The sequence below is a fragment of the Acutalibacter sp. LFL-21 genome, assembly GCF_025630755.1.
GTDB lineage: Bacteria > Bacillota > Clostridia > Oscillospirales > Acutalibacteraceae > Acutalibacter > Acutalibacter stercoravium.
The window spans coordinates 224,640-236,372 of sequence record NZ_JAOTNT010000002.1; the positions used below are offsets into that span (position 1 = coordinate 224,640).

Sequence of the window (11,733 nt, forward strand, 5' to 3'; positions counted from 1 at the left end):
GCGCTCACCACTCGATCTCTTCCACCGGGGTGGGATGCTGGTTCACTTCATTGGAGATGGCCTTGCCGCTTTTGATGCGGATAACCCGGTCCGCCATGGCGGTCAGGGCGCTGTTGTGGGTAATGACAATCACCGTGCGGCCCGTTTTGCGGCAGGTGTCCTGCAAAAGCTGCAGCACGGCCTTGCCCGTGTTGTAGTCCAGGGCGCCGGTGGGCTCGTCGCACAGCAGGATCTTGGGGTTTTTGGCCAAAGCCCGGGCAATGGCCACCCGCTGTTGCTCGCCGCCGGAAAGCTGTGCCGGAAAGTTTTTCAGCCGTTCTCCCAGCCCCACTTCAACCAAGGTGTCCCGGGCGTCTAAGGGGTCCTTACAGATTTCGCTGGCAAGCTCCACATTTTCCAGGGCGGTCAGGTTTTGCACCAGATTGTAGAACTGGAACACAAAGCCCACGTCATACCGGCGGTAGGTGGTCAGCTGTTTCTGGTTGTACTCGCTGATCTTGTTCCCGTCCAGCAGGATTTCCCCTTCATCGCAGGTGTCCATCCCCCCCAGCATGTTCAGCACGGTGGTCTTTCCTGCGCCAGAGGGCCCCACAATCACGCAGAATTCCCCCTCGTCCACATAGAAGCTGATATGGTCCGCCGCGGCGATGCGGTTTTCCCCCATGGTGTAAAACTTACACACGTCATGGAATTCAATAAAATGCGTCATAGGCATCCCATTCCTCTCAAAGCGTATTGAAGACAAGGCGTTTTGCTACTTAGTATAAAGGCCCAGTGTGAAAGAGCTTCTAACGATTTGTGAACAATTTGTTGTCTATCACAAAAATTCAGAATCCGGGTGGGCGGCCTTGGCTGCGGCCCAGTCAAAGTTTCGCAGCTCTCCCGAGCAGGAAAGCTCTGGAAAATCCCACTGGCGCAGCACCTCAAAGGCGCCAATGGCCACGGAGTTTGCCAAGTTCAGGCTGCGGAAGCCCCCCAGCATGGGAATGCGCACGCACTGCTCCGGGTGTTGGAACAGAAGCTTCTCCGGCAGCCCGGCGGATTCCTTTCCGAACAGCAGGTAGCACCCGTCGGGATAGGCCACATCCGTGTGCCGGTGCTGGGCTTTGGTGGAGAAAAAGTAGAAGTCCCCTTGGTTTTTTTCAAAAAATTCGGACAGGCTATCGTATGTGAAAAGCGTCAGATAGGGCCAGTAGTCCAGGCCGGCGTGGCGGAGGCGCTTGTCCTCCAGCCGGAAGCCCATGGGCCCCACCAGGTGCAGGGCCGCGCCGGTGACGGCGCAGGTGCGGGCGATGTTCCCCGTGTTCTGGGGGATCTCCGGCTCGACTAAAACGATGTTCAGGCTTGGCAATGCAGATTCAACTCCCTTTCTTTGGGTGGCTTTTCAGAGAATAAACAAGGAGGGTGCAGGGCATGCTGGGAATGACGGCAGCATGGAAGCTGGTCAAATGCATATTCACAGTTTGGAGGTTCAAGCAAATGGTCAAACACACGATGAACGTGGCAAAGGGGATCGGCATGGGGGTGCTGGCAGGGGTGGCTGTGGCCGCAGTCAGCAGCAAAGTGATGAACGGCGGGCACAAAAAGGCCAGCCACATGCGCAAGAGCGCGGGTAAGGCCATGCACTCCATGGGCGCTCTCATCGGCGACGTGGAAAAAATGCTCCGCTGACCGCCTGCGGCGGGGCAAGACGCGCAGGCGGCCTCCAGCCGCCGGGCCCCAGGAAGGTCCCAAGCTGTGCGGCCCGCGCCCACGCCTTGAGGAAGCATCTCCCCAGAGGCGGCGGGGCAAGACGCGCAGGCGGCCTCCAGCCGCCGGGTCCCAGGAAGGTCCCAAGCCGTGCGGCCCGCGCCCACGCCTTGAGGAAGCATCTCCCCAGAGGCGGCGCTCCCATTCTTTTTAAAGCACGCCGGGCAGGCTCCACAGGGCAGGCCCGGCGATTTCTTTTCTACTTACAGTATACCACGGACGAGGGCAAAAGAAAACAGACAGGTGTCGGCCTGCCTGTTGGTTATTTGAAAATGAACGGTCCCCTCGTCCGGAGGGGGCCCATCCGGGCGAGGACGGTCACAGGTCGCACAAGCAGCCCCGCGCCCCCCGGGGCCCGATGACCTGGATGGCGCAGCCCGGCGCCTTGCTCGCTTTATATCCGGTGGCAGGGCACTTGATGGCCAGCCCCGGCCCGCCCTTCTGGTCATAACAGTAGGAGAGCCGGTTGCAGCATCCCTGTGAGGCCCGGAACCACTTGCAGGCGCCGGTGCCGGTGCAGTGGCGCACCGAGTCCTCCCGGTCGATATACTCCTGGGCAATGGCGCCCCCGGCGTGATATTCCCCGTTGCTGATGAGGATGTGGGCAAAGCTCATGTCCCCGAACAGAGGGCTGTACCCGCTGGCCGTGCCGTGGTGGGGCGCCTTTAAGATGTAATACCCGTCGTACAGTTGGTCCATCAGCTCCAGCAGGGTCTCCGGAGAGGCGTCGCCGGTCATGAGAAGGTCCTGCTCGCTGGGGCCGCCCTTGCGCCTGTTGTGGAACACCACAGAGGCCCTGTTGATCGAGCTGGTGTAGGCCCCGGCGTTCAGGGGGTCCTGAAGCAGCTCCCGCACGTCGTGGGCTTGATGGCAAAGGGCCAGTTCCTCCCGCAGGGAATCCAGCTCCTCCAGCACCGCTCTCAGGTGCTCCAGATAGGCCCGGCGTTTTTCCGGCAGGGCCCTGCCGGAGAGGGAGAAGGCCTCCCCGCACTTTTGGTACAGGGTCAGGAACTGCTCTTTCAGTTCTAAAAACCGCTGCACCCGTTCCGGCAGGAAAGGGGAGGAAAACAGCACGTTCATCTGTTCCAAGGCGGCTTCCAACTGGGGAGGGAAGGAATAGTCTTGGGTGCGGGGCCACAGCACCTCGTAGTCCACCCCGTCAAAGTGGAGCACATCCCCAGCCCCCAGGGTGAACACCCGGTCCATCCCCAGCTTGTCCTCCAGCGCCTGAAAAGCCTTTACGCACCAGGTGTTCACCTGGAAGGCGTCGCTCTGGGGCTGGGCGAATAAATAGGCGAACAGGGCAAACTCCAACAGCTGGGGCACGCCCCGGCTGTCCACCGGGGAGCGGGGCAGGAACACCCGGGTGAAGTACCCCTCCCGGCTGTCCAGCAGCTTTTGAAACCCCGAGAGGTGATCCCGGTGGTAATGGGTCAGCAGGAACCACCGCTCCATGGATCTTTCATACCGGCTGGCCAGGGTCTCCACCCAGGCGTCCAGGGGCACGTCCCCCTCCCGCAGCTTTTGGCTGACGCTGCCGCAGTCCACCATAAGGACGCTGCCGTCCCGCCCCAGCAGGGAGACGCACTCCCCATATTCCATGTTCCAAAGCTCCAACCGCTCCACAAGCCAGCCTCCTTTCTCTGTGCGGGCTTTAGTTCAGGCCGTCCAAGCCGGGCAAGTCCCCGCCGCTGGCCGCGGCCCCCTCTTCCAGGCCCTCTGGGCCCTTCTTTTGATAGAGGATGCCGTTGAAATACTTGCCATCTTTCCACTCGCCGTCAAAGATGATGGCGCCGGTGGGGTCGAACTCTGTGCCGTGGCCCTCCCGCTTGCCATCCTTCCAGCCGCCGTAATAGAGCAGGTTGCCTTCCCGGTCGAAAGCAGAGCCCACCCCTGTGGGCTGGCCGTCCCGCCATTTGCCCACAAAGACCGTGCCGTCGCCGCAGCTGTAGGAGACCCCGGCCCCCTGCTTTTGGCCTTCCTCAATGCGGCCGCCGTAGCGCAGGTTGCCCTCCTTGTCAAAGAGGGAGACAAACGCCTCTGGCGTCCCCTGTTTCCACTGGGAGATGTGCAGGGCGTGGTCGCTGTCCCGGAAGGAGACCCCCAACCCCTCCTTGAGCCCCTCTTTCCAGGAGCCCGCGTAGCAGGGATTGCCGTCCTTGTAATAGGAGACGCCAAAGCCCTCCCGCTTGCCGTCCCGGAACTCCCCCTCATAGGTGGTCAGCCCGTTGGGCTGCTGGCTGCGGCCCCGGCCCCAGGGCTTGCCTTCCCGCAGCTCTCCCTGATAGACCGGGCCGCCGTTCTGTCCCTCTTTCAGGACTCCTGCTGCCTGGCGGGCCGCCTGCAAAATGGCCCGGCTCTCCGGGTCCTCCGGCTCCCGGACGGGGGAGAGGGGCGCTTCCTCCTGGTGGGAGACCTGCTGGGCCTCTTCCAGAACAGCGGGGCCCTCCTGGACCTTCCCGTCCACCACCCGCTGGAAGGCGGGCTCTTCCGCCGCCACCGGGGCGGGGCTCTCCTCCTGTGCCTTTTTGAGCTGTTCTTCCCGGTCCTCCGGGACCTCTTTTTCCTGCGCCCCCTCCGTGGAGGTGTCCTCCGCAGAAGGATTCCCCTCCACGACCGGCGGGGCGGCTTCTTCCTTGGCGGCGGGCTCCGCCTCTGCGGATTCCTCTTCCTCCTGGGCAGGAGCCGGCTGGGGCTCCTCAACGTCCTCTCCAGCCTCAGTGGGAGTCTCCTCCATAGGAGCTGCTTTCCCGGCGGCCGGTTCTTCCACATGGGCGTATTCCTCCAGAGAGGAGAAGGTCACCCGGGGCCCCTTCTCCTCTTCCTCTCCGGCGATGGCGCCCTCCTTCACCTCCCAGGCGGGCAGCAGCACCAGGGTGCCGTCCTTCAGGTCCTCCAAAGCCTTCCTGCGGGCCTGGGCCTCCTGCTGGGGGCAGTAGCAGAACATTCCTTCCTTGGTGGAGACCAGCAGCTGGGGCTCCCCAAAGCGGGCGTTTATCAGGCTTTGCCGGGCAGTCCCCTCCCCATAGGGCACCGGGTGCAGCATGGTGGAGCGGTACCGTTTATTTTGGGCGTCCCAGTCAAAGCGCTCCACCAGGTCGTCAGAGTCCACGGGCTTGAACATCACCCGGGGGTTCTGGGCGTCCCATGGCTCATAGTATTCCGATTTCACCCACAGAAGGGATTTGTCAAAGAACATGCGGCTTACAATGGCGCCGCGAAAATCCCGGGTTACCAGCAGGTAGCCGCCTCGCTGCTGGAAGGACTCCTCCAGGGCCAAGCTCCCCGCGGACTTCTTCCAATAAAAGCCGTGGCGGGAGAGCTTCCCCCGCAGCTTTCCGTTAAAGCCCCGGACCACTTCGTTTTTCCCCACCCGCAGGGCACGGCGCCCCCCGGTGAAGAATTTCTCCCGGGCCTGGGCCAGCTCTCCCCGCAGCAGCTCCCGGCTGTCCCGCATTGTAAAGCAGACGCCGTACACGTTTCGCGCCAGAAGGCTCAAGCTCATGGCGTTGGCTGTTACTGTGCTTTCCATACCCACGCTCCCATTTTCAAAGCAATGTTTTCCCCATTATACCATAGTTTTCCCCCCGGGGGTATCCCTTTCCCAGGAAAAGGAAAAAATCCGCAAAGGTTTTCCTTTATCCTCCCTTTTGTGCTATACTGTATACTGTAGGACGATACGGAAAAACAGCGCAAGCGTTTGGAAAGGATGTGCCGCTCCATGAATTGGCAAACGATTTGGAATAGCTTTTTGCATGGCTTGGCGGGCTTTGCCGGGGACTTGGCCCTGGCGGCCCTGATCTTCTTTGGAGGATGGTTTTTGGCCCGTCTGGCGGCCCGGCTTACGAAAAAAGCCATTACCAAGGGCAAGGTGGACGCCCTGGCCGCCAGCTTTATCGGTTCCCTGGTGAAAGCGGTGGTTCTGGCGGTGGCCGGTGTCAGCGCCGTGGCCCAGCTGGGGGTGAACATCACCTCTCTGGTGGCGGCCCTGGGCGCTGCGGGCCTGACCGCCAGCTTCGCCCTGCAGGGCAGCCTGTCCAACCTGGTCAGCGGTATCCAGATCATCTTCACCAAACCCTTCAACATGGGAGATTACCTCTCCTTCGGCGCCTATGAGGGCACGGTGAAAAAGATCGAGATTCTGTCCACCACCTTGTCCACCTTTGACAATAAAGAGGTGGTCATTCCCAATTCTATGATCACCAGCGACGTGGTGGTCAACTTCACCCGCAGCGGGACCCGGCGGCTGGATCTGAGCTACGGGGTTTCCTACCAGGCGGACCTGAAGCGGGCCAAGGAGCTTCTGCGGGGGTTGATGGAAGAGGACGAACGGGTCTTTCAGGAGCCGGCCCCCCTCATTGCCGTGGGGGAGCTGAAGGACAGCTCTGTCACCCTGGTGTGCAAAGTCTGGTGCAAAGAAGAGGATTACTGGCCGGTCTATTATAAGATGCAAGAGGCTGTGAAAGAAGCTTTCGACCGGGAGGGCATTTCCATCCCCTACCCTCAGATGGACGTGCACTTGAATCAAAAATGAAAAAAGGGGCAGCCGGCCGCTGCCCCTTTCTCATGCCCTGTCCAAAACGGTCCCCGGATAGTAGTGGGCCAAGATCTCCTGATAGCTCTCTCCCTGGCTGGCCAGATAGGCCGCACCGGCCTGGCTCATGCCCACTCCATGGCCCCAGCCGTGGACGGTGAATTGGAACACCTCGTCCACTACCCGCAATTGGAAGCAGGCGCTGCGCAGCCCAAAGGCTTCCCGCAGCTCCTCCCCGGTGACGGTTTTTCCACCCACTTGGGCGGAGTCCACATAGCCCGAGGGGCTGGTGGAGACTGCCGTGACCCAGTCCTCCACTGGATCGGAAAAGTCCAGCTCCTCCCCCCAGGCGTTGGCGGCGGCCTGCCGCAGCTCCTCCGCCGTTAGGCTTACGGTGGAGAGGTACCCCTGGACAAAGGCATCCCCGGGGCTCGCTACCGATTGGAGATAAGGCAGCTCCTGCCCCCACACCTGCTGGGAGGATTCCGTATTGCCCCCAGAAATGGCGAAAAAGGCCGCGCAGATGGGCTCTCCCTCCCAGATGAGCACCTGGCCCTGCACCGACCCCACCACGTTTTGCAGCCGTTCATAGAGGGATGCAAAGTCTTCCCCCCAGCGTTCTTCCATGGCGGACTGGGGCACATACACCAGCCAGTTGGCTGTGTCGCAGGCAAAGTCCGCCTCGTTTCCGGTGTTTTGGGCCCGCTGGTAGGAGTAGAAGCTGTACAGCGCCACTACCTGGGCTTTCAAGGCTTCCTCCGGGGCGGAAAGGTCCATCTCGCAGGCCAGGGCCGCCGGGAGGAATTCCTCCGCCGTCACCTGGAAGGTCTCGCCGGTGGCGGTGTCATACAGGGTGAACACATCCGCCAAGGCGGGGGAGGGGGCGGCTTCCGGCAGGAGACGGCTCTCTAAAAATCCGGGGACTGTCTCTGCCCCCGTCTCTTCCGGGGACATGGACGGCGAGGCAGCAGGGGGAAGGGACGCCTGGGGCGAGGGGGAGGCCTCTGGGCTGGGAGAGGTGCCCGCGGGGGTGTTTTGCAGCCGGTAGGCCCCATACACGCCTGCGGGCACCAAGGTGAATACGGCGTAGAGCAGTAGGAACAGCAGCAGGAGAGAGCGGAGCTTTTTGCGTGGAGCGGAGGACATGGGAACACCTTCTTTTGCATAATTTTATTTTTAAAATTTCATAATATGCGGGTTTTCTTTGAAAAAACCTGGGAAAATACATTTTTTTATTTGATAACTTGCAAAAATGCGTTGACTTTCTTGCTTTGGCGGAGTACAATCAAACAATCATCGGTTGTATGAAAGGAACAAGAAAGGGGAAGAAAGATGGAACGGCTGAATCACGAGGCGCCGGGCAGCACCACCATTCGGGAGCTGTGCGAAGAGTATAAGAGAAATAATGTCATCACCAAGGAAGAATATGAGCGCCACCGGGTAAAACGGGGCCTGCGCAATGCAGACGGCACCGGCGTGATGGCGGGCTTGACCCATGTGTGCAACGTACACGGTTACCTCATTGCCGACGGCGACAAAATCTCGGACAAAGGCGAGTTGACTTACCGGGGCATCAATATTGAGGACATTGTCCAGGGCTGCCAGCAGGAGGACCGCTTCGGCTTTGAAGAGGTGGCCTGGCTGCTCATTTTTGGCCAGCTTCCCACCCGCGGCCAGTACGAGAGCTTCAGCCGCCTGCTCTACGAGAACCGGGAGCTGCCCGAGTACTTCCCCGAGGACATGATTATCAAAGCGCCCTCGAAGAACATTATGAACAAGCTGGCCCGATCTGTGCTGGCGCTTTACTCCTATGATGACAGCCCGGACGACCTATCTCTGGAGAACAACATGCGGCAGAGCATCTCTTTAATCGCCCGGATGCCCTCTATCATGTCCTACGCCTATCAGGTCAAGCGCCGCCACTTCGACAAGCAGAGTATGTTTTTCCACCCCTACGAGCCGGGCCACTCCACGGCGGAAGCCATCCTCAACGCCCTGCGCCCGGACCGGCAGTTCACCCACGAGGAGGCAAAGCTCCTGGATCTGTGCATGGTGCTCCACGCAGAGCACGGGGGCGGCAACAACTCCACCTTCACCACCCGGGTGCTCACCAGTGCCGGCACGGATATCTACTCCGCCATCGGGGCGGCGGTGGGCTCTTTGAAGGGCTTTAAGCACGGCGGCGCCAACCACCAGGTCCGCCAGATGATGGATGACCTGATGGACCATGTGGAGAACTGGGAGGACCCCGATGAGGTGGAGGCCTACCTGGAGAAAATCCTGCGGGGAGAGGCCGCCGATGGCAGCGGGCTCATCTACGGCATGGGGCACGCCATCTACACCCTGTCGGACCCGCGGGCGGTGATCCTGAAGGACCAGGCCCAAAAGCTGGCCCAGGAAAAGGGGTTTGACAAAAAGCTGCGGCTTTACCAGCTGGTGGAGGAGCTGTCCCCCGCGGCGTTTCAGAAGGTGACGGGGAAGGAGAAGGTCATCTCTGCCAACGTGGATTTCTATTCCGGCCTGGTCTATGAGATGCTGGGCATCCCAGAGGACCTGTTTACACCCATGTTCGCAGTCAGCCGCATTGCGGGCTGGTGCGCCCACCGGATTGAAGAGCTGACCACCGGCGGACGCATTATGCGCCCCGCTTACCGGGCGCTGCCGGTAAACCAGCGCTACGTCCCCTTAAACCAGCGGGGATAAGGGCGGCCTTGGGCAAGCGGCTGGCAGGGCCAAGCCCCTTGTACAATCTCTATTGGAAAATCGGAAAAGATATGCTATAATTCTGAGGCCGGGTTCTTTCCGGCCTCTTTCATTTGAAAAATCACGGACATAAGGGATGACGCTATGAAATTCGTAAATGTGGGCAACGCCCTGAAGGTCACCTGCGTGGGCTTTGCTGCCGGAGTGGTGCTGCGCGTGGTGCAGATGCTCTTCTTTTTCGATTATGACACCGGTTTCTATACCGACGGCGGCCTGATGGCCTGGCTTTCCTTCGGCGTGCCTGTGGCCTCGGGGCTGCTGGCTTCTTGGATGTGCTTCCGGTCGCGCCGGTACTTTGGGCCCTATACCCCCCGGCGCAATATGCCCGCGGGCCTGGCCGCCCTGTTCTCGGGGCTGGCACTGCTGGCAAGCGCCGCCCTTCAGTGGATGGATCTGCGCATGGAAAGCGGTTCTGCCGGGGAATATCGGGTGCTGCATCTGCTGTTTCTAGCCTGCTGTGCTCTGTTCGGCCTCACGCAGGTGTTTGTCTCGCTGGGCTTTTTCCAGGGGCGCAACGGCCTGCGGAAAGCGCCCCTGCTCTATCTGACAGGTGTGCTGTGGGGGGTAAGCGGCCTCATCCTGGTCTATGTGTTTTACGCCAAGTCCTCTTCCATGGTGGAGAACCTCTTCGCCGTGCTGAGCGGGGTGTTCCTGCTGCTGTGCCAGTTTTACCTGTGCAAGCTCTTTGCCGGGGTGGATGAGGAGGGCGCTGCCAAACGGGCGTTTGTCACCGGCATCTTTGCCGTGGTTCTCACCGTCAGCTACACCCTTCCCAACCTGGTGCTGCTTCTGCTGGGGCGCACCTATTCGGGGGAAATCCCCCCTGCGGTGCAGGCAGCCTGCCTGGTGGCGGCCCTGTATCAGCTGGTGTTCCTGGTCACCTTCCGCAAGTACAGCTTGCGGCGCACCCCCAAAGGGGGCGCGGAGCCCGGCCCAGCCCGCCATGGCAGGGCCGGCTAAGAAAGGCCTTTCTCAGAGCCCGCCTGCGCGGGCTCTTTTTGCGCGGCTTTTCCCGCTTTCAGTAAAAGCCGGAAGAAAATGACGTTATTTTTTTGTCAAGCACTTGTAATATCCCGCGAAATGTTTTAAAATAGAAGAAGCAAAAGCCCATCAATTTTTCAGGAGGTTTTACCAATGTCTGTTAAAGTTGCTATCAATGGCTTTGGCCGCATCGGCCGTCTGGCTTTCCGTCAGATGTTTGGCGCTGAGGGTTATGAGGTCGTGGCGATCAACGACCTGACCAGCCCCGCTATGCTGGCCCATCTGCTGAAGTACGACTCCGCTCAGGGCCGCTATGCCCTGGCCGATAAGGTCACCGCCGGTGAGGATTCCATCACTGTCGACGGCAAGACCATCAAGATCTATGCTGAGAAGGACGCCAAGGATCTGCCCTGGGGCGAGATCGGCGTGGACGTTGTTCTGGAGTGCACCGGCTTCTACACCTCCAAGGCGAAGAGCCAGGCCCACATCGACGCTGGCGCCAAGAAGGTTGTCATCTCCGCTCCCGCTGGCAACGATCTGAAGACCATCGTTTACAGCGTCAACGAGAAGACCCTGACCGCTGAGGATCAGATCATCTCCGCCGCTTCCTGCACCACCAACTGCCTGGCCCCCATGGCTGACGCCCTGAACAAGTACGCTCCCATCCAGAGCGGCATCATGACCACTGTTCATGCCTTCACCGGCGACCAGATGGTTCTGGACGGCCCCCATCGCAAGGGCGACCTGCGCCGCGCTCGCGCTGCCGCTGTGAACATTGTTCCCAACAGCACCGGCGCTGCCAAGGCTATCGGCCTGGTCATCCCCGAGCTCAACGGCAAGCTGATCGGCTCCGCTCAGCGCGTGCCCGTTCCCACTGGCTCCACCACCATCCTGGTGGCTGTTGTCAAGGGCAAGGACATCACCAAGGAAGGCATCAACGCCGCTATGAAGGCTGCCTCCTCTGAGTCCTTCGGCTACACCGAGGAGCCCCTGGTGTCCTCCGACATCATCGGCATCACCTATGGCTCTCTGTTCGACGCCACTCAGACCATGGTCGCCAAGATCGACGACGACACCTATCAGGTGCAGGTCGTGTCCTGGTACGACAACGAGAACTCCTACACCAGCCAGATGGTCCGCACCATCAAGTACTTCGCCGAGATCTAAGTCCGTGACCGGACTGGACAAGCTGCGGCAAGTCTAACAGGTGAATAAGTGAAAAAGATCCCCTCGGGACAAGCTCCCGGGGGGATTTTGTATAGGAGGAAGGGGTATGGCAGGCATTACCTATCAAGAGACAAAAGACTTTACAGTGGCGGAATTGGAGAGGCTATTCCTCTCCGTAGGCTGGGATTCAGGCCGGTACCCGGACCGGCTGAAACGGGGGATGAAAAACTCCAGCCAGGTCATTTCCGCCTGGGATGGGGACAAGCTCATCGGCCTGGTGCGGGGCCTAGACGATGGGGAGACCGTAGCCTTCCTGCACTACTTGCTGGTGGACCCGGCCTATCAGGGCCGGCACATCGGCCAGAAACTGATGGAGCGCATTTTGGAGAAGTACAAGCACATGCTTCACGTCAAAATCATGCCCTCAGACCCCAAAACCATCCCGTTCTATGAACGATTCGGTTTTGGGGCTGGCGGCAGCTACACCGCCATGGAGTTGAATCAGATGCAGTAAAAAAGGGGAGCCGTTGGGCTCCCCT

The 11,733-nt window shown here is 60.4% G+C and carries 11 protein-coding genes; 6 read left to right on the plus strand and 5 right to left on the minus strand.

Annotated elements, in window-relative coordinates; all coding sequences use genetic code 11:
• Positions 1-4: 4 nt before the first annotated feature.
• Together ODJ80_RS03360 and ODJ80_RS03365 are read right to left on the minus strand one after the other, a co-directional pair.
• Positions 5-709 carry an ABC transporter ATP-binding protein gene (locus ODJ80_RS03360; protein ID WP_263040914.1) on the minus strand — a complete coding sequence of 235 codons (705 nt, stop codon included), beginning with the start codon at positions 707-709 and terminating at the stop codon, positions 5-7.
• A gap of 108 nt (positions 710-817) precedes the next feature.
• Complete coding sequence (locus ODJ80_RS03365; RefSeq protein WP_263040915.1) at positions 818-1,351, minus strand: tRNA (cytidine(34)-2'-O)-methyltransferase; 534 nt, start codon at positions 1,349-1,351, stop codon at positions 818-820.
• A gap of 128 nt (positions 1,352-1,479) precedes the next feature.
• Here ODJ80_RS03365 and ODJ80_RS03370 point away from each other — a divergent pair, with 128 nt between their 5' ends.
• Entirely contained in the window at positions 1,480-1,671 is a 192-nt protein-coding gene (locus tag ODJ80_RS03370) for a hypothetical protein (RefSeq protein ID WP_263040916.1), read from the plus strand.
• Between the two features lie 396 nt (positions 1,672-2,067).
• Here the strand turns inward: ODJ80_RS03370 and ODJ80_RS03375 are convergent, their stop codons facing one another.
• Together ODJ80_RS03375 and ODJ80_RS03380 are read right to left on the minus strand one after the other, a co-directional pair.
• Positions 2,068-3,375: a hypothetical protein gene (locus ODJ80_RS03375; protein ID WP_263040917.1), complete on the minus strand. Its 1,308-nt coding sequence runs from the start codon at positions 3,373-3,375 to the stop codon at positions 2,068-2,070.
• A 28-nt stretch (positions 3,376-3,403) separates the two neighbouring features.
• Positions 3,404-5,281 (minus strand): hypothetical protein, encoded by a 1,878-nt coding sequence (locus ODJ80_RS03380; RefSeq protein ID WP_263040918.1) that lies wholly within the window; start codon positions 5,279-5,281, stop codon positions 3,404-3,406.
• A 189-nt stretch (positions 5,282-5,470) separates the two neighbouring features.
• Here ODJ80_RS03380 and ODJ80_RS03385 point away from each other — a divergent pair, with 189 nt between their 5' ends.
• Positions 5,471-6,283, plus strand: a complete 813-nt coding sequence (locus ODJ80_RS03385) for a mechanosensitive ion channel family protein (protein ID WP_263040919.1) — start codon at positions 5,471-5,473, stop codon at positions 6,281-6,283.
• A gap of 30 nt (positions 6,284-6,313) precedes the next feature.
• Here ODJ80_RS03385 and ODJ80_RS03390 read toward each other — a convergent pair whose 3' ends face one another.
• Positions 6,314-7,429 carry a SpoIID/LytB domain-containing protein gene (locus ODJ80_RS03390; protein ID WP_263040920.1) on the minus strand — a complete coding sequence of 372 codons (1,116 nt, stop codon included), beginning with the start codon at positions 7,427-7,429 and terminating at the stop codon, positions 6,314-6,316.
• Positions 7,430-7,615: 186 nt separating this feature from the next.
• Between ODJ80_RS03390 and ODJ80_RS03395 the strand changes: the two genes are divergently transcribed.
• The 4 genes from ODJ80_RS03395 to ODJ80_RS03410 all read left to right on the plus strand — a co-directional run bounded on the left by ODJ80_RS03395 (position 7,616) and on the right by ODJ80_RS03410 (position 11,708).
• Positions 7,616-8,986, plus strand: coding sequence for a citrate/2-methylcitrate synthase (locus tag ODJ80_RS03395; protein WP_263040921.1), 1,371 nt, complete (start codon positions 7,616-7,618; stop codon positions 8,984-8,986).
• Between the two features lie 144 nt (positions 8,987-9,130).
• Positions 9,131-10,006: a hypothetical protein gene (locus ODJ80_RS03400; protein WP_263040922.1), complete on the plus strand. Its 876-nt coding sequence runs from the start codon at positions 9,131-9,133 to the stop codon at positions 10,004-10,006.
• A gap of 174 nt (positions 10,007-10,180) precedes the next feature.
• Complete coding sequence (gene gap, locus ODJ80_RS03405) at positions 10,181-11,194, plus strand: type I glyceraldehyde-3-phosphate dehydrogenase (protein ID WP_022336945.1); 1,014 nt, start codon at positions 10,181-10,183, stop codon at positions 11,192-11,194.
• A 106-nt stretch (positions 11,195-11,300) separates the two neighbouring features.
• Positions 11,301-11,708 carry a GNAT family N-acetyltransferase gene (locus ODJ80_RS03410; RefSeq protein ID WP_263040923.1) on the plus strand — a complete coding sequence of 136 codons (408 nt, stop codon included), beginning with the start codon at positions 11,301-11,303 and terminating at the stop codon, positions 11,706-11,708.
• Positions 11,709-11,733 lie beyond the last annotated feature (25 nt).